This is a genomic window from Anaerovibrio lipolyticus (genome assembly GCF_021531495.1).
Lineage (GTDB): Bacteria > Bacillota > Negativicutes > Selenomonadales > Selenomonadaceae > Anaerovibrio.
Window position 1 is genome coordinate 1 of the sequence record NZ_JADYTY010000024.1, and the last position, 22272, is coordinate 22272.

Genomic DNA, 22272 nt, shown 5'->3' on the forward strand with positions numbered 1-22272 from the left:
AGTCGGACAGAGCAAAAGTCGTTATGACCGCAGGCTGTATTTCGAGAACCCACTGACATAACGACTTTCATTTACAATATTTGCCGAGTTGCCTCTCTTTCTGCTATTGTCAATATGATTTTGAATGTCATGTTTTCACAAAATATATTCTGCAACCTTACAACAAAGCAGCATATTTGGCAAATTCACTCTTAGGTATGCCAATAAACTCCATAGCCTGTTCCTTAGACCAGCTATTCTTAGCAATAATCACCCGCAGAATTTCTACAGTGTTATTTAACGCGCCAATAGCTTTGCCCCGTGCTTCGCCAATAGCTTTTCCACGCGCTTCTGCCTTATCTAATACTTCACACATATTGAATCCCTCCTCGTCATGGGAAATCTCTCTACTTATTTCAGCATATTTATCATCTTGTGTTAATACAGACATTAATTTCAAGAAACTATCTGCATGCTTAATAGTTTTTTCCTTTGGTACATAATCATTACTTTCATTAAGCTGTACAAAATAGTCTGCAATAATCTGAAAATCACTAGTAAATTTTTCTACCTGCTCCCCTGTAAGCCTTGGAACATCAATCAGATTGATTTTGTAGTCATTAACAAATGGCTTCAATTCATCAGATATTTTCAATACATCATATAAGCTCAATGGCTTCTTCCAAGGTGTCTTTCCAAAATATAGCACAATAGTTACAACTGGATAACGCTCATGGCGGATTTTATGCTTTTTGCCTGTAGCTTCATCAATGACGATTTCATCATTATTCATTTCGTCTCGATAGGAACTACCATCATAACCAATTACCCGCAATGGCATATCCATATCTATAGCCAGTTGATTCTCAACTCCCAGCAGAGCTAAACGAATATAACAGTTCTTATCCGTCCAATATTTAGCTACATCCCGCTCCTGTTCGTGTATTACATTATCATCAGCTTTATACTGTGATTTAGCCACTGCATCAACAAGAGCTTCTGGCTTGATTACCTCTTTTCCATCAAAAAGTGTGCCATTAACTATATCCGAAAAAACATCATTATACGCTTCAAAATTTTTCTGCGTAATATCCTTTTGTCCCATAATCACAACACCTTTCCTATATTATCGCAAATTAGAAAATCCAAATCAAGTTAATACTAAAAAATGTGATACCATAAGCCGTTTCTTGTCTTTGCACCTCCCAATATTTTATTTATAGACAACAAAAAATCCTTTGCAAAAATAAACTTACAAAGGATTTATACATTTATTATTCGACAATATTTTCCAATCTCCTGCTAAAATAACAATATTTTTTTTGATTTACCGAATTTTCCATCATTATAGTGTTGTAAATATAATTCGTTATGTCGAAGGTTCTCGAAATACAGCCTGCGGTCATAACGGCTTTTGCTCTGTCCGACTTAATGGGCCCGACGCTCAGCAAGGTACTCCCATATCGCCATATAAATAATTGATGTATTCGGCAAATCAGAATTAGTAAGCTATCAGGTAGAGGAAAACAAATATATTTATCTGGCAGGAGTGGTGGGAGGACTTTACGAAAAGGGGAAAATATAGTACAATAAAAAGACACTATAAAAGAAGAGGTGGACAATTTGAAAATTTTAGCCCGTCATCTCACCATAGATATGTACAAATGCAAGGCCTCCTGTTTTGGCAGTGCCCAGGAGCTTATGTCCAAGGTGAATGAGCTGCTGCAGGATACTAAGCTTGAAATACTGAATACCATGAATCAGGAGATGCCAGACGGCCATATTGCTGTTATGGTGGTATTCCCAGAGGGGCACATGACCTTCCATGCTTTCCCTGAGCTGAGATATGTTTCTGCAGATACCTTCCTGTGTCAGCAGACTGCGGCACCAGAGCTTTTGTTTAACAGCTTCCGTCGTTATTTCAAGCCGGAAAAGACCAAGACAACCTTGCTTCGCCGTGGGGATTTTGGGGAGGTAAAGGATATGAAGCCCAAATACCAGACTCGTATGGCGCCTGTTCGTAAGATTCGTAATGCTGGCAGCAAGGTTATTCACACCTTGACTCGCAAATCAAATTAAATAATTACTGTGTGTAGAATGTCCTTGATATGATTTAGATAGTATCAAGGGCATTTTTATAAAATATCCGATAATGAGTATTCTTCCTTGGTGAGTCAATACACATTGAAATATTGTTTCAAGAGGATATTTTTTTACTGTAACATTATTACAGCTGTGCTGGAAAATATTGTTTTGGATGAAGATAATTGCTAAAATAAAACCAGAAAAGCGAAAGAGAATGCTTCATATTTTAGATGAAAATAAAGGAGAAGATTGTCATGAAAAAAATTGTTTTACTTTGTTCCGCAGGTATGTCTACCTCTATGCTGGTAAAAAAAATGCAGGCTGCTGCAGAGGCTGAAAACTATGCTTGTGAGATTGCTGCCTATCCAATGGCTGAGGCTGGCGACAAGGCCGCTGATGCTGATGTAGTTCTTTTAGGGCCACAGGTTAGCTTTAATTTAGGCAAGGTTAAGGCACAGCTTCCAGGCAAGCCAGTAGATGCTATTGAAATGCGTATGTATGGCCGTATGGATGGCAAAGGCGTTTTGGCTTGTGCTAGAAAATTGATGGGCGAATAACTTTCGAACAACTATATAGAGAAAAGAATAATTACTACATACAAAAGGAGTTCGGGGTTATGGGGATAGGAAAAATGATGTTGGCAGCAACTATTGGAGCGTTACTGCCTATGGGATGTTATGCAGGAACAGCGTTAGCTGCTTCTGATGGTATTCATGTGGATCAGGTTGGCTACCTCACCAATCATGCCAAGATAGCCATGGTTTCATTAACGAATGCGGAAAATAGCTTTTGCCTGGTAGATGCAGTAACAGGCAAAAAAGTCTATGAAGGAAAAATAGGCGTTCAAAATAATGATGTCATGTCAGGTGATAAGGTAGCCAAGGCGGACTTTTCGGATTTTAACCAGCCAGGCAGGTACAAGCTGGTAGTAGGCGACCAGGAATCTGCTGATTTTGCAATTGGCGATAATGTTTACGGTGTAGCAGCTCTGCAAAATTGGCGTTCCTATACCTTGTCCCGCACTAATACGCCTATGGAGGATGAGGTAACTGGCCTGAAAATTACCAGTGGCCATGCTCAGGATAAGGAAGCTCAGGTATATTTTACAGATAAGCTGAACAAAAAAGGTGATGTGGTAGATGTATCTGGCGGCTGGTATGATGCTGGTGATTATGGTAAATATACTACCACGGCAGCACTTGCAGCAGGTGAAATGATGCTGGCTTATGAGGCATCCCCAACGAAATTCTTTCAGGGACAGTTGTTCTTCCCTCAAGGAGTAAAGGAAGAAGCCATGCCAGATGCTCTTAGCGAAGTAAAATTTGAGCTGGAGTTCCTGAAGAAGATGCAGCGCAAGGATGGCAGTACCTTCCACAAAATATCTGGTGCACAGTGGCCAGGTTTTGACAAATCCCCTGATACAGATACACAGCAGAGGTATATTTATAGTACCTGTACTGCCAGCACTGCTATGGCAGGTGCAGCTATGGCTATGGCTGGTCGTATCTATTCGGATTATGATAAGGATTTTGCCGACGATTGCCTCAAAAGAGCCAAGGCTGTTTGGAAATATCTGTCTAAGGAAAAAGAATCTATCTATAGAGTAGACGAGGGACAGGAAAGCGGTTCTGGCCCGTATAATGACACAGATGATGCTACTGAGCGCTGCTGGCTGGCTGCTGAGCTGTTTCGTACCACTGGAGATAAGAAGTACGAGAATTATCTTATGAAGCAGCAAAAAAATACTATCCTGCAGAAGCCAAGCTTCTTTACCTGGGATAATACCCTGGCTCTTGCTCAGTTCAGCTATGGCATGGCGGCCAACGCCAACCATGACTTCCAGCTTCAGGTAAGGCAGAAGCTGGTGGATTATGCTAATGATATTGCAAATACAATTAAGAATGATGGCTATGGCTGCAGCCTAAAGGCCCATGAATATACATGGGCTTCTACGAAGAATGCTGTAACCAAGGGAGATATTCTCCTAATGGCTTATCAGTTTGAGGCAAAACCAGAATATATAGATGGAGCCTTGGATCAGATTCATTATATGTTTGGCCGTAATGCTCTCAACAAGAGCTTTATGACCGGTATGGGCGAGAATCCGCCAGAGCATCCTCATAATAGAATCCATGAAAGCACTGGTGCCTATGTGCCTGGACTTGTGGTAGGAGGCCCGAATGCTGTGTCCGGAGGTGATCCGGATCAGACAAAATACATTGAGGAGTACAAACCAGCTCCGGCCAAATGTTATTTGGATGTATTGATGTCCTGGTCTACCAATGAATATGCCATTGATTATAACGGCGCAGGAATTTATGCCCTAAGCTATTTCATGCAGCCTGATAAATCAATTACAGCTAAGGATTTGAAGCTCAATAGATCCTTCCCTAAATGGAGCTTTGAATAGATATCCCATAATACTTCTCTGATTTTTATTGGAAAATACTGTCTTATTATTTTTGATAATAAGGCAGTATTTTTTGCTGTTAATCCAAAAATGTGGTAAAATTACCCTAGTTTGAAATAAATATTTTGTGCTTGCTAGGGGAGTTGAAAAGGTGTCAAGACTAATTAAACAACTGAAACAGCAGGATGGATTTTCTGATTCTGATAAGATGATAGCGGATTTTTTGTTGGATAATTATCGTGGATTAGCAGCTCTATCTACTAGGCAGCTGGCCAAGCTGACTTATACAAGTTCTGCGGCCATTGTGCGTTTTAGTCAAAAAATGGGATTTGAGGGGTATACAGATTTCAAGATTCAATTTATGGCAGAAATGATGCAATATGTAAGCCAGCCCCATAATGATGAGGAATTTAATGATCGGGATACAGTACGGATGATTATTGAAAAAGTTACTCATATGGAGATTAATGCCCTGCGGGATACACATCTACTGCTGCAGCCGGTGTTAGTGGTAAAGGCTATAGAGGCCATTAAGGCGGCGGAGCATTTGGATTTTTATGCCACGGATGATAATCTGAATATAGCTTCTCTGGCAGCAGCCAGTTTTATAATGGTGGATAAGAATTATACAATTGTTCAGTCCATAGCCCAAATGTATCTGATGGCAGCCAGCCGTAACAAGAAGCATCTTAGCATATTTATCAGCCGTACTGGTGAGAATAGGATGTTAGTGGATATGGCTAGAGCAATCAGGGGCAAAGGTGATAAAATCTTACTGATAACTTCGGTTCCAGAAAGCAGTTTAGGCAAGCTGGCAGATATTGTGCTGCCAGTGGCAACGGTCAAGAAGCTGGAAGAGCTGGGGCCAAGGGTGTTCCTGGGTGGAGCTAAATATGTGATAGATGTGCTCTTTGCTTCCTTGGCAGCTTCCTGTGGCTTGCAGCATATTAACAGCCGGGATAGCTGGCTCAAGATACATTTCCAATATTAAATATAGCTTTGGAGTCCTATGTGCAAGCATGGGGCTTTTTTTTGTGGCAAAAATAGGGTAATTTGTTTTAGCGTTACAGGTTGAAAATATAATATGTGTAACGCTGTTTCAGTATTGTTTTTAAGTAGTTACAGCAGATTTATCTTGTGCTATCCTAAAAATGTAAATAAAAATAAGAGCTATAGTGGCCGTGATAAGGAAATTTGGCACTATGTTCAAGAGGAAAATAAAAGGAGAGGATTTGTCAATGTTGAAAGGAAAGAAGAAGTTACTGGCAGCACAGGTACTGCTGGGGCTGATGATAGCAGGCAATGCATATGCAGCTACAGATGTAGAGGTAACAGGAGAAGGAACTCCAAAAGGCAGTTGGGGTACGATAACGGCAGATGATAGTACGAATAAGGTTCTTGCAGGAGATTGGACCTATATAACATCTAAGCCTGACGGGAATCCAAATGATAATTTTGGAGCTGTTTTGGGAGATAAATTGCTGTTAAAGAACACTGATAATATAGATGGGTATAAGATAACGATGAATGCTGCCATTGCTGGCAATAATACAACCCTGATTAAAGGCAAAAAGGTAACAAATAACACAATTACTATTGGAGAAGGCTATCCAAGAAAAATAGAATTATGGGGCACAACAAAAATTTCCAATGTTTTTGCTGGTTCTGAGGAATCCAGCGGCAATAAATTGAGGCTCGGAATATTGGAAAGTGGTTCCACTGATATAGAGCTTGTGGATGTTGGCGAGCGAAATGATATTGAATTGATTGGTGATACTGCCAATAAGACAACGGCTAATTATGAGAAGATGGCTTTTGCCGGTCGTGATTTGACTTTGGCTGATAAGGCTGGTACAGGTAAAATTAAATCAGCTGATATGAAAGGGAATATTACAGCTGTTCGTGCTTTGAATGTTACAGAGGGGATTTCAGCTGGTGGTGATATTACTGCTACTGGCGGATTAACTGCTGGAAATGGCATTTCAGCTGGTGGCAATATTAGCGGTGGTGCCTTGAAGGCTGCTAGTATTTCTGCAGGTGGTTCTATAGACTCTACAGGTGATATTACAGCAGATACCTTGCTAGGCAATGGTATTTCTGCTACTGGTGCTATCAATATCAAGGGAGCTATAGATGCTTTAAATGGACCTTCCAAGACTAGAGCTGCTGGAGCAGGGAGTCTTAGTGGTACTAATATTACTGCTGGGAGCATTAATGCAAGTAGTGTAACTGCTACTGGAGATATTACTACAGGCAGTATGACTGTTACAGGCGATGTAAAGGGTAACAATATTACTATTAGTAATGGTGCCTCAAGTGTTGGTGGTACATTAGCTGCTAGTGGTAATTTGAATATTAAGGGTAATAGTACATTGACTGCTGGAACAATTCAGCTTACTGGCAGCGATAAGCTGAATATTACTTCCACAGCTACAGGTACCATTTTATCTGCTGGAAGCGTAGTAGATTCTAGCGGTACTGCTATTGATATGAGCCTAGCCGTTGATACTAGCAAGAAAACCACCAATACAGAGGGATTATTTACCAAGGTGTATGGTACAAAGGTAACAGGAAATACTGTAACAAGTGGTCTTCAGAGTGCTACACTAAGCGAAAAATCCAAATCTGTGGTGGAAACTCAGATTGCTTCCCTGGCAGGAGTCATTACATCTGCTGATTTGTTGTCTAATGCAGGCTTTAGCAATGCTTCCCAGGCTGTACAGCAGTCCAATGCTGAAGGTGGTTCAGCTCGAGAGATGGTTCCTTATGCAGCTGTAGGCTATGGCAATATGCGTCAGGAATCTGGTTCCTATGTAGATGTACAGGGCTCTGCCTTTAATATCGGTTTTGCCAAGGAAGTAAAGAATGGCAGTGGCAAACTGCTCTTTGGCCCTATGATTGAATATGGTCGTGGCAGCTATGAATCTTATTTGGATGATGGCACCAAGGGAGATGGTAATACTCAGAACTTCGGCCTGGGTGTAATGGCTCGTCAGAATAATGATAATGGCACATATTATGAAGGTTCTCTCCGCTATGGTAAGCTTACCAGCAATTACAACAGTGGGGATTTGGGTGCTGATTACGATACAGATGCTAATTATTGGGGTGCTCATCTTGGCTTGGGCAAGGTGTTCCAGCTCAATGACAAAAACTCTATTGATACCTACTGCAAGTTCTTCTATACCAATCAGGGCAGTTCTTCTGCCAATATCTTAGGCAATAATGTAGAGTTTGATGCGGTTAAATCCAAGCGTTCCCGCCTGGGCTTCCGCTTTAATCATGCTACCAGCGATGTACGCAGCATTTATGCTGGCTTGGCTTGGCAGCATGAGTTTGATGGTTCTGCTTGTGCTACTGTGGATGGTTTTAGTGCGCCTAGTCCATCTATCAAGGGTAATAGCATGATGGTAGAGCTTGGTGTAAATGTTGCACCTAAATCCAGCCCTGTTTCCTTTGACCTGGGCGTATCCGGCTGGGCCGGCAAGCAGAAGGGCTATTCTCTGAATGCCAATATGCTTTGGAGCTTCTAATTTTGCAACCTCATTTCTTTATTATACCCCTGGCTGCGGCTGGGGGTATTTTATTGTTTCAGATTATTGTATCAGTGTTACAGAGAGGAAATTAATCAATGTAACATCGTTTAGATGTGTTTCAGAAATATTGAGGCTGGATAGTGTTTTTGTTATATTAGAATTGTACGAAGGGATTGAATCAGAGAGAGTTCTGGTACAAGCAATTATTTTTTAGTAGGAGGAGAGTATATATGTCGAGAGAGGAAATGTTTAACAGATTCCTTGAAGTAATGAATCGTTTTGCTCAAATAAAGGCAATTGTGGCCGTAAAGGATGGTTTTATTATGACCACGCCTTTTACTATTTGCGGTTCACTGTTTCTGCTTGTTGCCTGTCTGCCTATTCCAGGTTGGAATGAGCTGATGAGTGGTTTGTTTGGTGAGAATTGGGCAGCTCCATTATTTGCTGTATGTGGTGGTACCTTTAATATTTTGGCCTTGATTGTGGTGTTGTGTGTAACCTACAAATATGTGGCTAATGAGGGACTGGATGGCATGACTGCTGCGGGGCTGGCTCTGGCTGCCTTTGTTATCATTATGCCTCCTGAAGTAGTATTGGATGATGGTACTGTAGTAGGCAATGTTATTCCTAAGAACTGGGCTGGCTCTAATGGTATTATTACTGCTTTGGTGGTAGCCTTTATTACCAGCTGGATTTATTGCTACTGTGTAAAGAATCACATCGGTATCAAAATGCCGGATGCAGTTCCTGGCGGTGTAGTAAGAGCCTTTGAGGCCTTGACACCTGGCTTCCTTATTTTTCTGTTGGCTTCTGTTATCTGGGGACTGTGTCATTTTGCTGGTCAGACTACTGCTCCAGAATTGGTTTTCAGCCTGATTCAGACTCCATTGCAGAGTCTTACTGATACCCTGGTAGGTGGTTCTGTTATTGTTGGTCTTCAGAGCTTGTTGTTCTGGGCTGGTATTCATGGTCCTAATGTTGTAAATGGTGTAGCTACTCCAATGATGATGGCTAATACCTTGGATAATCAGGCACTTTTGGATGCCGGACAGAGCCTGCTGAACAATCCAGCAGCTAAGTTCATGACCATGCAGGTAAATGATGTGTTTGTAAAATCCGGTGGATGCGGTTTGACTCTGGGCTTGATTATTGCCAGCTACATGGTTGCCAAATCCGAGCAGCTGACCTCTCTGATTAAGATGGCAACTGTTCCTGGTATTTTCAATATTAACGAACCTATTATCTTTGGTTTGCCAATCGTATTTAACCCATTCCTGTTGGTACCATTTATTTTGGTTCCTCTGTTGGCTTTGATCATAACTTATACAGCCATGATGATAGGTTTCCTTTCTCCAATGGGTGCTGTGCAGGTACCTTGGACCACGCCTCCTATTATTGCAGGCCTTCTACTGGATGGCTGGCAGGGAGCCGTAATTCAGATTATCAATCTGGTCATGGCAGTGTTGGTTTATCTGCCGTTTGTAAAAAAGATGGATGCAAGTATGCAGGAAGAAGAAAAGCAGCAAGCTGCTGAGGAGGCATAATGATGAAGAATAAAAGATTATTGGCATTAACATTAACATTGGCATTAGGCATGTCTACAGCTACGGCTATGGCAGCTGAGGCAGAGGAGAGTGCACCTCTTTCTGAGGAAGCTTTTAATGATGTACCTAAGGGACATTGGGCATATAGCGCCTTGGAAGTTCTGTCCAAGGATGGCGTGCTGGAGGGCTATCCAGATGGCTCCTTCAAGGGTGATGAGCCTATGACGCGTTACGAGATGGCCAAGATTATTGCCAATGCCTACAAGGGTGGCAGCTTTGCTGATGATGCCTTGATTGACGGTGTAAGACAGGAGTTGTCTGGGGAGCTGAAAACCTTGAAGAAGGTGGATAGACAGGTTAAGAAAAACACCAACTCTATCAAAAAACTGGAAAACTTTGCAGATAGATTTGAATTTGGCGGTTTTGGCCAGGTTCGTTACGAAAATAACAATAGTCGAGGCTATGATGATCAAAACGACAATGATCGTTATTATATGAGTCTGAAAACCAATTACAAAGTAAATGATGATTGGAAGGTTTGTACTGAGTGGGAGATTAACCATAAATACGCTAACTATCGCAATTTTGAGGATGTTATTAATGAAGGCAAGGATGTAAAGGATCCAATTTACGTTGGCGGTGGCCGTGGTGATAGCAAATTCTATCCTCGCCTTTGGATGGAGGGTAATCTTAATAAAAAGCTCTCCTTGGATATTGGTCGCAAATGGCGTGGCCTGGGCTTCCAGGTGATGGCTGTAGGTGAGGAAATGGATGGACTTACCTTGAATTATAGACTGAATGACAAGGATTTGGCTGCCAAGGCATTTTATTGGAAACCAAATCAGAAGGAGTTCAATCAGTTGGCCATCAGCGGTATTGGTATTGGCGGTACTGTTGGTCATGGTACTCAGCTGCAGGCTCATTATGCAGTTGCCAATGTGGAAAAGACAGGCAGCACTGTAGGCTATAAAGAGTATGATCATGTAGCTGGGAAATTAAGCGAGGCTCCTAATACTTGGGACAATGGCAATCGCATGTTTACGGTCAGCATGCTGCAGAACTTTGCTCCAAATCTGTATCTGTGGGCGGATTACAGCCGTACCAACGCAGATGATCAGAACAATGCTACAGCACTCAAGGTAAGCTACAAGTGGACCAATCTGGATGATCCAGGTTCCTTCCACCTTTATGGCAGATACCACAATTACAAGAAGCATGGACGCTGGGTTGGCGACACTTGTGACAGCCTGTGGCTGGATGGCTCCACTGGCTGGACCTTTGGCGGCAAATATGTTGTTGCCAAAAATGTAGAAGCAGAGCTGTGCTATGGTTGGTCCAGCGCAACAGATCGTTATTATGGCCATAATAATGCTGATTATACTCGCCATGTATGGCGTGGCCAAGTGGATTTCCACTTCTAAATTTGTGTGTAACGGTCCTGTCAGTTTGGCAAAAGGCCAGGCTGACAGGAATATGTTTTAGGGAGTATTAGTACATGGGACAAAATGAAGAACTTGAAATGCAGGTATTTCAGATTATTTCTGCAGTAGGTACAGCTCGCAGTTGTTATATAGAGGCAATTCATGCTGCCAAGGATAAAGACTATGAGCGGGCAGCAGAATTACTCAAAAAAGGAGATGTCTCTTTTTCTGAAGGTCATGATTCTCATCTGGAGCTTTTGGGACGAGAGGCTGAGGGAGAGGCTGTAGCCTGCCTTTTGGTTATGCATGCAGAGGATCAGCTGATGAGTGCTGAGGCTTTTAAGCTGGTGGCTCAGGAACTGATTGATGTATATAAGGAAATTAATAAAAAATAATTTTTGTATGAGGGGGAATTTTTATGAAGATGAAGAAAATAGCTAGCGTTGTGGCTGCAGGTGTAATGGCTATGGGGATAGGTGCATCTTTAGCTCCTGCTGGTGTGGCTTTTGCGGATAGTCCTTATTGTGCTACTGTAGAGAAGGTAGCACCTGAGAATGGTTTTTTCTTTGATTTTGCTAAGAAAATGCCTAAGGAGGCTCAGGCTTCTCATGGCTGGTGCAATGGCGCTATGTTTGATACTAATTGGTACAAGGATAATGTGACCTTTAACAGTAAGCGTATGCAGCTGAATCTGGATGTTGAGGATGGCCCAGGCTGGTCAATTCCTGGCATAAACTATTCTGGAGCTGAATTCCGTACTTTTACTCAGAATAGATATCATTATGGATTATATGAGGTTTGTATGAAACCAGCTAAGAGTGATGGTATCGTTTCTTCTTTCTTTACCTATACTGGTCCTTATGATGAGCCAAAGACTCAGTGGGATGAAATTGATATTGAGTTCTTGGGTAAGGATACTACAAAGGCTCAGTTTAATTATTTTGTTGATAGTCAGGGCGGCCATGAATATCTCTGTGACCTGGGCTTTGATGCTTCTGAAGATTTCCATGTTTATGCTTTTGATTGGGAGCCAGATGCTATTACCTGGTATGTGGATGGCAAGGAAGTACACAAAGCTGTTGGCAATCTGCCTGTAACTCCTAGCATGGTTATGGCCAATCTGTGGGCCGGCAAGGGTGTAGATGCATGGCTGAATCCGGTAGATGATTCGGATTTCCCAGTACAGGCAGAGTACAAGTGGATGAAGTATACTCCGTCTGAGAAGGCTAACAAATAAGGAGTAAAGAAATATGGCATTTCCAAAGGGTTTTTTATGGGGCGGTGCAATAGCCGCCCATCAGGCAGAGGGAGCTTGGAATGAAGCTGGTAAAGGACCTAGCGTGGCTGATGTGATGACTGGCGGCAGTCCCGATGTGAAGCGGGAGATTACAGATGGTGTTTTGCCAGGGAAAAATTATCCAAATCATGAGGCTATTGATTTTTATCATCGTTATAAGCAGGATATTGCCCTTCTGGCTCAGATGGGTTTTAAATGCTTCCGTACCAGTATTGCTTGGACTCGTATTTTTCCCCAGGGAGATGAGTTAGAGCCAAATGAGGCTGGCTTGCAATTCTATGATGATTTGTTTGATGAGATGCTAAAGCATGGCATGGAGCCTGTGGTAACCCTGTCTCATTTTGAGATTCCTCTGCATCTTGCCAAAAAGTACGGCGGCTGGCGGGATCGTCGCATGATTGAGTTCTTTGTACGCTTTGCAACCACTTGCTTTGAGCGTTATAAAAACAAGGTTAAGTATTGGATGACCTTCAATGAGATTAATAATCAGCGTGAGGTTATCGGTGCTATGAGCGAGCATCATGCCTTTCAGGATTCCGGTCTGACCTATAAGGAAGGTGAAGATCGCTATCAGGCTATGTATCAGGCTGCACATCATGAGTTTGTGGCTTCAGCCTTGGCTGTTAAGGAAGGACATTGCATCAATCCTGATATGTATATTGGCTGTATGATTGCTATGTGCCCTGTATATCCTGCTAGTGCCAAGCCATTAGATCAGATTGCTGCGTTGAAAGAAATGGATAGGACATTCGTTTTTGCTGATGTACAGTGCCGTGGACATTATCCAAGCTATATTCTGAAGGAATGGGAGCGTTTTGGCACAGAAATCAAAATGGAGCCTGAGGATCTGAAAATTATTAAGGAAGGCCAGGTGGACTATATTGCCTTCTCTTACTACATGAGCTTTGCAACTGAATTTACTTCAGATGAGCATCGCCACGTAGGCAGGGAGGTAAAGAATCCATTTGTCAAGGCTAATGATTGGGGCTGGCAGATTGACCCTGTAGGCATCCGTTATAGCCTTAATGTACTGCAAGAGCGTTATGAACTGCCTATGATGATTGTGGAGAATGGTATCGGTCTGCATGAGAAGCCTGAGGCTGATGGTATGATTCATGATGATGCCCGTATAGAATATTTTGCTAATCACATTGCTGAGATGAAGAAGGCAGTGGAGCTGGATGGTGTTACCCTGTTGGGCTATTGTCCGTGGGGGCCTATTGATATTGTTTCTGCCAGCACTGGTGAAATGGACAAGCGTTATGGCTTTATCTATGTGGATAAGAATAACAAGGGCGAAGGGACACTTGAGCGCAGCCCCAAGAAGTCATTCTACTGGTATAAGAGGGTTATTGATACCAACGGAGAAAATATTTCCAAGGATATTGAATTAAATATGTAACTATTAGGACATGATGATAATATACAGGCAGGAAGCTGTCTGGATATTGTCATCATGTTTTTATTGCATAATAGTATGTTCATATGTTAAAATGTTTTCCTGTAAACTTGTAAATCTTGAAATTAGGGGGATTGGGCATGGCACGGGAATCTTTTAACTCACGGCTGGGATTTATTCTGGTTAGTGCAGGATGTGCTATTGGTATTGGCAATGTATGGCGTTTTCCTTTTATTACAGGGGAAAATGGCGGTGGTTTCTTCGTATTATTTTATTTGTTGTTTTTGGTGGTTATGGGACTGCCAGTGCTGACTATGGAGCTGGCGGTAGGCAGAGGCAGCCGCAAAAGTGCGGTTAGTGCCTATAGAACCTTGAAGCCTGACAATGGCCTGTGGACTCTTCATGGCTGGGCGGCCTTGCTGGGCTGTGTTATGCTGATGCTGTACTATACCACGGTATCTGGCTGGATGACGGCCTATTTCTTCAAATTTCTTACGGGAGAATTTGCCAGCGGTATGTCTGTAGAGGCTGTAGGCAATGTTTTTGGCAATGTGTTGGCAGATCCTGTATATATGGGCTTTTGGACAGTTTTAACCGTGGTTTTTGGCTTTTTTATCTGCAGCTTTGGTTTGCAAAAGGGCTTGGAGCGGGTAACTAAGATTATGATGGGAGCCTTGCTGGTATTGATTTTGGTTTTGGCTTTTCATTCTCTTACCTTGGATAAGGCGGCAGAGGGGATGAAATTCTTCTTGATGCCTAACTGGGAGGCTGTGGAGAAGGTTGGCTTGGGCAATGTTTTGACTGCGGCCATGAATCAGGCTTTCTTTACCTTGTCTCTGGGTATTGCGGCTATGGAGATTTTTGGCAGTTATATGTCTAAGGATAGAGCCTTGGCTGGGGAAGCAGCCCGGATTTGCGCTCTTGATACCTTTGTGGCTATTATGGCTGGTGTTATTATTTTTCCTGCCTGCTTTTCCTTTGGTTTGCAGCCAGATGCAGGGCCATCGCTGATTTTTGTTACCCTGCCTAATGTATTTGTCAATATGGCTGGAGGACAGATTTGGGGTGCTTTGTTTTTCCTGTTTATGACCTTTGCCAGCCTGTCTACAGTATTGGCTGTTTTTGAAAATATTATTGCCTTGTTTATTGATACCTTTGGCTGGAAGCGGGGCAAGGCAGTAATTATAGGCGGAATTTTGGTTCTGTTTGGCAGTATGCCTTGTGTATTGGGCTTTAATATCTGGAGTGATATGACCATTATTGGGGCTAGAGGTGTGCTGGACAGTGAGGATTTCCTGGTCAGCAATATACTTTTGCCGGCTGGATCTTTGGTTTATCTGCTTTTCTGTACTACCCGCTGGGGCTGGGGCTTTGACAATTACCTCAAGGAAGCCAATACTGGTGAGGGGTTGAAGATTGGCCGCTGGCTGAAGCCTTATTTGCAATATGTACTGCCGGTGCTGTTGTTCTTTATCTTCATTCGGGGATTGATTTAACGCGTGGCGAATAGGGTGATAATTGTTACCTATAGATGTGGCGAGGCAAAACATTTACTTATACAAAAAAACGGAAGTCGACAGGCTTCCGTTTTTGTATGGTCAAATATGAAATTATTTTTGGGTAAGGGGCAGGAGTCTTTCCCGCAGCTGCTGGGCGGTTTGCTCCCGATTGGTAGGGCTGAGATGGATATTGTAGCCAATGAAGATAGGGGAGGTTGGATAACGGGGCATGAGCCGTACATGAACCCGTCCCTGATAGATGTAGAAGAAAATGTTGTAGCTAAAGCTGTCCCGTTGATGAATTGCTTTGAGATAGGCTACTGCTCCCTGGATAAAATCAGCAAAGGTGTAAATTGCCTTTACCAGAGGAAATGGGGCAGGAGTCTGCTCCTTGTCCTTGCCAAAGGAAACCTTGTCAGAATAGGCCTCCGGCAGCAGGCGGATGTTGATTTCCGTAAAGCCAACTCTAGGCTGAGTGGCAATATTTACATCTACCCCATTGTGCTGTAGAACAGGTATGCCTTCAAATTCGGCAGGATCATACATAAGCTCAGGATTGACTTCCGGAAAACCGATAATCTGCATATGGGGATGACGGATTGTACCGCCGGAAAGCGGTCCGAAGTTTTTGAAAAGCACCACCGCCTGATAGATTTCGGAGTTGACCATAGTGAGCCAATGCCGCAAAGCAAAGCGCATAAGCTGGCGCATATGCTCCTGAGAATAATCTGGAATATCACTGTGGCACTGGTCTGTTTCAATAAGTACCAGCTGATTGGATGGCACCATAACATTGTATTTATTTTTGAGGAGAATGATATTGCCTTCCTTGGCCATAATGCCAGTAAGAGCTTCTGTGTTGCAAAAAGGGCAGCTGTTGCTTTGATTGGGCATTCCCTTAAAGGTACGGGGCTTGCTGCGGCCTACAGACATATCAAAATCAATTAGATTAACACTCATTTATTTGGAACTCCTTTCAGGCTCTGTCAAGGTTGCAGAGTTTTCCATTAGGTGGTATAATTTTGCTGTTATAATGTAAATTGGTGTGGTGTGTAAATTTACACCACTTATAGATAATTATAGCTAGATTAGGCGTGATTTGCAAATAACCAGGTGCTTATATATCTACTATTGAGCATATTGCAGATTGGACCGAAAAGGCGGTGGAGCTTTCAATGAACGACAATAATGAACAGAAGAAATCCAGCAAGGGAGAATCCTTTTTAAAGGGTACGTTGATACTTACGGTGGCTGGTGTGGTGGTAAAGGTTATTGGCTCTCTGAATTGGATTTTTGTTTCCAGAATTCTGGGGGGCGAGGGTATTGGTCTTTATCAGATGGCCTTTCCCATCTATTTTTTTGCCCTTAGTGTATCTACGGCTGGTGTGCCAGTAGCTATTTCTATCATTACGGCAGAACGGGTAGCCCTAAAGGATATATTTGGTGCTAAGCGGATTTTCAAAATATCCATGTCCTTGATGCTGGTAACTGGCTTGATTTTTACAGCCTTGACCTACTTTGGGGCGCAATGGCTTATTGACTGGCATTTTATTCGTGATCCTCGTGCCTATTGGTCTGTAGTGGCCTTGGCACCGGCTATTTTCTTTGTAACTTTGCTGGCTAGCTCCAGAGGTTATCTCCAGGGCTGGCAGCGTATGACGCCAACGGCTGTGTCTCAGATTGTAGAGCAGATTTTCCGGGTTATTACCATGATCCTCTTCGCCAGTCTGTTTCTGCCTTGGGGCTTGGATTTTGCAGCGGCTGGTGCAAGTTTAGGTGCTTTTGCTGGTGCAGTAACAGGTTTGTTGGTGCTGGTGTATTTCCATTGGAAGCTGGAAAAGGATATTAAGGCGGAATATGGTTCTGATATTAAGCCTTTGTCTGAGGGGGAGCAGTCCTCTACTTGGACCATTATCAAGAGAATTTTTGCTTTGTCCCTGCCGGTTTCTGCTGCCAGCATTATGCTGCCAGTAGTATCCAATCTGGATTTGGCCATTGTGCCTCAGCGGTTGGAGGTAGCAGGCTATAGTGTCAACGAGGCTACTGAGCTGTTTGGTTATTTAACTGGTATGGCGGTGCCATTGGTAAATCTGGCTACTATCTTGACAGCTTCTCTGGCAGTAAGCTTGGTGCCGGCTATTTCCAAGGCAAGAGCCTTGGGGGATAAGAAGCTGGTTTTTAGTCAGACTGCTTCCGGAGTGCGCATTTCTAATTTTGTCTGCTTCCCAGCCTTTGTTATTGTCTTTGTGCTGGCAACGCCTATTTCTACCTTGATTTACAACGCACCAGGAGCTGGTCCTGCAGTATTGGTGTCCTCTGTCAGCATTGTTTTATTGGGACTACATCAGGTATCTACTGCGGTGCTGCAGGGGTTAGGACATCCATCTATACCTATGATTAATATGATTATTGCTGCTGGCTTCAAGGTGGCTTTGAATTGGAGTCTGACTGCTATTCCTTACCTTGGCATTATGGGTGCAGCCTGGGCTACAGCGGCGGATATGGGTGTGGCAGCCATTATCAATATGTATTTTATTCATCGCTATATTGGTTATCGTATTGAGGTTTTACAGCTTATGAAAACCGTGTTTGCAGCAGCAATTATGGCGGTGTCTGTATACGGGTTCTATGACTGGACTATGGCTCAACTGGGCAGCAACGTACTTTCTACCTTTGGTTCTGTGCCAGTGGGTTGTCTGGTGTATCTGGTGGTATTGCTGATGATTGGTGGTATGCTGGAGGAGGATATTGCCCGCATTCCTATGATTGGCAGCTATAGCATTAGATTCCTGCGGAAAATTGGTGTATTCAAAACGGTAGAAAATGATTGATAGAGAAGGGGATGACTGTATGATGAAAAAAATAGTGTTGGTGTATAATCCAGTATCTGGCAAGGCTAAATTTAAAAGCAATCTAGATAGCATTATTGAAAAGCTGCAGTCCAGAGGCTGTATGGTGATTCCATATCGTACTACCCCGGAGAATGCAGATTTGGCAGAGTTTATCCGAGAGGCTGATCCTGAGGGGATTATTGCTGCTGGAGGAGATGGCACAGTTCATGAGATTGTGAATCTGGTAATGAAGGAACAGCTGAAGCTGCCAGTGGGAATTATTGGCAGTGGTACATCTAATGATTTTGCTACCTATATGCGGTTGGATACAGAGGATTATTTTGATAGGATAGCTCAGGGCAAAACCATGCCTGTGGATTTGGGCAAGGTGGGAGAGAAATATTTCATTAATGTGGTAAGTGCTGGGATGGTTACTTCCATTGCCCATGAGGTTGATACCCGCTTGAAAAATACCTTCGGTAAGCTGGCTTATTATGTGCAAGGGCTGAAAACCCTGCCCCAGTTTAAGGCACTGGATATGGTTATCAAGGCAGATGGAGAGGAAATTCACGAAAAGGCATTCTTGTTTTTGATCGTAAATAGCAGTGTAGTAGCCAGCTTTAAGAATGCTGTAACACAGGCCAGTGTGCAGGATGGCAAGCTGGATTTGCTTTTGATGAAGCAGTGTAATATTGCAGAGCTTATGACCATTACGGCGGAGCTTTTGGCTGGTAAGGATGTAACAGGCCGCAAGGAGGTTATTTACCGTCAGGCTTCCACCTACGAGGTAAGCTGTGACACAGAGCTGGTTAGTGATTTGGACGGAGAAATAGGTCCAGAACTGCCTTTGAAAATCGAAACCGTCCCTCAGGCTATTGAGCTGTTTTATTAACACGATAGGCAATGATGGTTCAGCCTATCGCGATGAAATGAATCAGGATGAGCTTCAAACATGTCAGATTACAGGGCAGAAGCGCAGAGTCAAGAATAAGCGTTATCCTATCATAACCTTGGTTTTGTATTTTGGCAAAACACCCTGGAAAAAGCCACTCTGTTTGTATGATGCGTTGGATATTCCTCCCCGATTGAGGGCATTTGTTAGTGATTACAAAATCAATGTAATAGATGTGCCTAGATTAACCTACAAGCAGGTAGGAAAATTTGTTAGTGATTTTAGAATCATCGCTGATTATTTTGTACAGATTTGTAATAAGAAAGAATATCAACCTAATAAACAAAAAATTCGTCATGCAGACGGATTGTTGAAGCTGATGTCAGTATTGACCAATGATAAGCGTTATATGGAAGTATATTCTACAGACTTAGATAAAATGGAGGGATTGGATATGTGTGAGGTATTGGATAGAGTCGAATCCCGAGGCGAATCCCGGGGTAGGGAAATTGGCAAAGAAATTGGAAAGAAATACGGAATTGAGACGATTAATAAGCTCTATGCCTTGCTTTTAGCCAAGGGACTAAATGATGATGTAACCAAGGCTATTCGCGACAAAACTTACTGTGATTATTTGCTGAATAAATATCGCTCTGCACTGGTGTAGAATTTTGAGCTGTTCCTTAGGGAGCAGCTCTTTTTTGGTGCCTAGGTTCAGTTTTTGCAAACTAAAAGAACGACTCTGGGGGAGCCGTTCTCTTAGCTTACAGTATAAGGGAAAATGGTAGTTATAACGCAAGGGTTATAACGAGGGGAAGATTTATTTAATCAACAAAAGGGTTTTCAGAAGCATAAAGCATACCCTTTGGCTGGTTGAATGCAATATCCTCTACGCCTAACTGGCGGAGAACATCAAAGATTACCTTGCCATAGTGACCAAAGGCTACAGCACCATGATGTGGATAGCGTTTCTCAATCAATACATGACGGTAGAAACGGCCCATCTCTGGGATAGCGAATACGCCAATGCCACCAAAGGATCCAGTAGCAACAGGCAGTACCTCACCCTCGGCAATATAAGCACGAAGTTTGCCATCAGCAGTGCTCTGGAGACGATAGAAGGTAATTTCACCTGCATCTATATCGCCCTCCAGGGTGCCACGGGTAATATCAGGAGTACCGCCATTTTCCAGCAGACGGTTCTGAATCAGCTGATACTTTACGCCACCTTTCTTCAGCTTGCACAGAGGAGTGTTGCCACAGTGGAAGCCCATGAAGGTGTCTTCAACGGTGTAGTTTTTGATACCCTTGATATGCTTTTCAAACATATCCTTTGGTACGGAATTGTTGATATCCAGCAGGGTAACAGTGTCACCGGAAATGCAGATGCCCATGTATTCAGAAAGCGCACCATAGATATCTACCTCACAGGCAACAGGAATGCCTCTGGAAACGAGACGGCTATTTACATAGCAAGGCTCAAAGCCGAACTGGCTTGGGAAGGCTGGCCAGCACTTATTAGCAAAGGCTACATATTTGCGGGCACCTTTGTGAGCTTCCATCCAATCCAGGAGAGTCAGTTCATACTGAGCCATACGTGGCAATAAATCTGGGTAAGGGTTGCCCTCAGTGCCAAGCTCCTTGGCCATGTCCTCTACAATATCCTTGATACGTGGATCATCCTGATGTTCTTTGTAGGAAACCAGTAAATCCAGCTCGGAGTTTTCCTCAATTTCTACCCCAATGTCATAAAGGGGTGCAATAGGAGCATTGCAGGCGAAGAAATCCTGTGGACGAGGGCCAAAGGTGATGATTTTGAGGCCCTGCAGACCTAGCAAAGTACGTGCTACCGGCTGAAATTCAGCAATCATGTCGGCAATTTCGTCAGCGGTGCCAACAGGATATTCTGGAATAAATGCCTTGAGATGTCTAAGGCCTAGATTGTAGGAGCAGTTCAACACGCCACAATAAGCATCGCCACGGCCGTTAATCAGGTTTTTGCCGGTTTCCTCAGCGGCAGCTACATACATAACAGGGCCGTCAAATTCTTTAGCCACCAGAGTTTCTGGAGTTTCTGGGCCAAAGTTTCCCAAGAATACTACTAGAGCGTTGCAGCCAGCATCCTTGGCTTCTTTTACAGCCTCCAGCATGTCGCATTCATTTTCAATGGTCTTTTTTACTTCGTACAAATCACCATATTTTTTACTGTAGCTTTCTACAATGGCCTTGCGACGGTTTTCAGAAAGGGAAATAATAAAGCAGTCACGGCTTACAGAAATAATACCGCATTTTACATTTGGAATGTTGGTAATAGACATGATGAACTCTCCTTTTTTGATACACAATTTGCACCTACACCCCAGTAGGTCTTTGTGTTGCGTGTTCACGTGCACGCAACTGATGGATTTAGAATAGCACAGCTGTGAGTGGTTGTCAATATTATTTTTGCAAATTCTGATTTGCCGAATTGCCTATCTACTCAAATATTGTAACTGAAAGTCGTTATGTCAGTGGATTCTCGAAATACAGCCTGCGGTCATAACGACTTTTGCTCTGTCCGACTTAATGGCCCTATCTGATGGTTTATCCTTACGCAGTAATACCGCTTGTCGCTGAGCCAATTCACAGAGGCCGTAATGATAGAGAGTGCCACCGGGCCACTTTTGCTACGCAAAAGCAGGAGTCTCCCGACGCAAAAGTGTCATGCCCCTCCGGCTGTTGTCGAATCATCAAGGCTTATCGGTATTGCCAATCTTCGATAATTCTGCTACCTTCGTAAAAAATCGGTCATTTCAAACAGTGCCAAAGCAGGAAGTTGCGATGAATACACAAAGTAGAAGGCATGACATATACCCTTAACAGGTATATCGATGTGCCTCGCTTCTTAACGAATTTAAGCCATGAAAAGGTGAACATCGTGAAGCTTTTCATGTGATTAAATGAGTTTAGCAGCGTGAGGCACATCAATATAGCGCGAGCGTGCCTGTAAGGGTATATGCCATGCCTACAGAAAGTGTATAAATAAATTGCCTCATGAGAGCTTTAGTACCGCTAGGCGAGAAAAGTAGCGAGAGCGTGCCTGTAAGGGTATATGCCATGCCTCAGTAAAGAGTATATGTATGCCATTATGCAAATAAGTCGTTGGCTCTACAAATCAGAACTTGACTAAGATGTTTATGTGAGCTAAAATGAGGGTATAAAAAAAGAGCGAACCACAATGATGGTCGCCACTACATGTTTTTAGGTTTACTAAAATTCGACCGTCAAACAGTGCTGGTAACACTGATGGTCACAACATCTTACGAGGAAGCTGTCCCGGCAAGGACAGCTTTTTTCGTTTTTATAAGATGTCGGTCGATATGCGACAATTACACTAATT

At 43.0% G+C, this 22272-nt stretch carries 17 protein-coding genes; 14 read left to right on the plus strand and 3 right to left on the minus strand.

Annotation, left to right across the window (positions count from 1 at the left end; genetic code table 11):
- Nucleotides 1-157 precede the first annotated feature (157 nt).
- A complete protein-coding gene (locus I6E26_RS08390) occupies nucleotides 158-1084 on the minus strand; it encodes an Rpn family recombination-promoting nuclease/putative transposase (RefSeq protein ID WP_235321403.1) in 927 nt (308 codons plus the stop codon).
- A 518-nt stretch (nucleotides 1085-1602) separates the two neighbouring features.
- Between I6E26_RS08390 and I6E26_RS08395 the strand changes: the two genes are divergently transcribed.
- The 11 genes from I6E26_RS08395 to I6E26_RS08445 all read left to right on the plus strand — a co-directional run bounded on the left by I6E26_RS08395 (nucleotide 1603) and on the right by I6E26_RS08445 (nucleotide 15167).
- Nucleotides 1603-2058: an S-adenosylmethionine decarboxylase family protein gene (locus tag I6E26_RS08395; RefSeq protein ID WP_235321404.1), complete on the plus strand. Its 456-nt coding sequence runs from the start codon at nucleotides 1603-1605 to the stop codon at nucleotides 2056-2058.
- Between the two features lie 260 nt (nucleotides 2059-2318).
- On the plus strand, nucleotides 2319-2621 hold the full coding sequence (locus tag I6E26_RS08400; RefSeq protein ID WP_235321405.1) for a PTS sugar transporter subunit IIB: 303 nt from the start codon (nucleotides 2319-2321) through the stop codon (nucleotides 2619-2621).
- Between the two features lie 59 nt (nucleotides 2622-2680).
- Nucleotides 2681-4474, plus strand: coding sequence for a glycoside hydrolase family 9 protein (locus I6E26_RS08405; RefSeq protein ID WP_235321406.1), 1794 nt, complete (start codon nucleotides 2681-2683; stop codon nucleotides 4472-4474).
- 151 nt (nucleotides 4475-4625) lie between these two features.
- Nucleotides 4626-5465 carry a MurR/RpiR family transcriptional regulator gene (locus I6E26_RS08410; RefSeq protein ID WP_235321407.1) on the plus strand — a complete coding sequence of 280 codons (840 nt, stop codon included), beginning with the start codon at nucleotides 4626-4628 and terminating at the stop codon, nucleotides 5463-5465.
- 247 nt (nucleotides 5466-5712) lie between these two features.
- A complete protein-coding gene (locus I6E26_RS08415) occupies nucleotides 5713-8007 on the plus strand; it encodes an autotransporter domain-containing protein (protein ID WP_235321408.1) in 2295 nt (764 codons plus the stop codon).
- Between the two features lie 233 nt (nucleotides 8008-8240).
- Nucleotides 8241-9554 carry a PTS sugar transporter subunit IIC gene (locus I6E26_RS08420; RefSeq protein ID WP_235321409.1) on the plus strand — a complete coding sequence of 438 codons (1314 nt, stop codon included), beginning with the start codon at nucleotides 8241-8243 and terminating at the stop codon, nucleotides 9552-9554.
- 2 nt (nucleotides 9555-9556) lie between these two features.
- Nucleotides 9557-10975, plus strand: coding sequence for an S-layer homology domain-containing protein (locus I6E26_RS08425; protein WP_235321410.1), 1419 nt, complete (start codon nucleotides 9557-9559; stop codon nucleotides 10973-10975).
- 74 nt (nucleotides 10976-11049) lie between these two features.
- On the plus strand, nucleotides 11050-11370 hold the full coding sequence (locus I6E26_RS08430) for a PTS lactose/cellobiose transporter subunit IIA (protein ID WP_235321411.1): 321 nt from the start codon (nucleotides 11050-11052) through the stop codon (nucleotides 11368-11370).
- Nucleotides 11371-11393: 23 nt separating this feature from the next.
- Nucleotides 11394-12212, plus strand: coding sequence for a family 16 glycosylhydrolase (locus I6E26_RS08435; RefSeq protein WP_235321412.1), 819 nt, complete (start codon nucleotides 11394-11396; stop codon nucleotides 12210-12212).
- Between the two features lie 13 nt (nucleotides 12213-12225).
- Nucleotides 12226-13674, plus strand: coding sequence for a 6-phospho-beta-glucosidase (locus tag I6E26_RS08440; RefSeq protein ID WP_235321413.1), 1449 nt, complete (start codon nucleotides 12226-12228; stop codon nucleotides 13672-13674).
- 137 nt (nucleotides 13675-13811) lie between these two features.
- Entirely contained in the window at nucleotides 13812-15167 is a 1356-nt protein-coding gene (locus I6E26_RS08445) for a sodium-dependent transporter (protein WP_235321414.1), read from the plus strand.
- Between the two features lie 114 nt (nucleotides 15168-15281).
- On the opposite strand, the gene I6E26_RS08450 is transcribed toward I6E26_RS08445, so the two are convergent.
- Nucleotides 15282-16130, minus strand: a complete 849-nt coding sequence (locus I6E26_RS08450; RefSeq protein ID WP_235321415.1) for a DUF4931 domain-containing protein — start codon at nucleotides 16128-16130, stop codon at nucleotides 15282-15284.
- A 215-nt stretch (nucleotides 16131-16345) separates the two neighbouring features.
- Between I6E26_RS08450 and I6E26_RS08455 the strand changes: the two genes are divergently transcribed.
- From I6E26_RS08455 to I6E26_RS08465, 3 genes are read left to right on the plus strand one after another with little or no spacing between them, the layout of a single operon-like run.
- On the plus strand, nucleotides 16346-18001 hold the full coding sequence (locus I6E26_RS08455) for a putative polysaccharide biosynthesis protein (protein ID WP_235321416.1): 1656 nt from the start codon (nucleotides 16346-16348) through the stop codon (nucleotides 17999-18001).
- Between the two features lie 19 nt (nucleotides 18002-18020).
- Entirely contained in the window at nucleotides 18021-18893 is an 873-nt protein-coding gene (locus I6E26_RS08460; protein ID WP_328228055.1) for a diacylglycerol/lipid kinase family protein, read from the plus strand.
- On the plus strand, nucleotides 18877-19560 hold the full coding sequence (locus I6E26_RS08465; protein ID WP_235321417.1) for an Rpn family recombination-promoting nuclease/putative transposase: 684 nt from the start codon (nucleotides 18877-18879) through the stop codon (nucleotides 19558-19560). Before I6E26_RS08460 ends, I6E26_RS08465 begins: the two co-directional genes overlap by 17 nt.
- Nucleotides 19561-19717: 157 nt before the next feature.
- Here I6E26_RS08465 and I6E26_RS08470 read toward each other — a convergent pair whose 3' ends face one another.
- Nucleotides 19718-21211 carry an L-fucose/L-arabinose isomerase family protein gene (locus tag I6E26_RS08470; RefSeq protein WP_235321418.1) on the minus strand — a complete coding sequence of 498 codons (1494 nt, stop codon included), beginning with the start codon at nucleotides 21209-21211 and terminating at the stop codon, nucleotides 19718-19720.
- Nucleotides 21212-22272: the final 1061 nt, after the last annotated feature.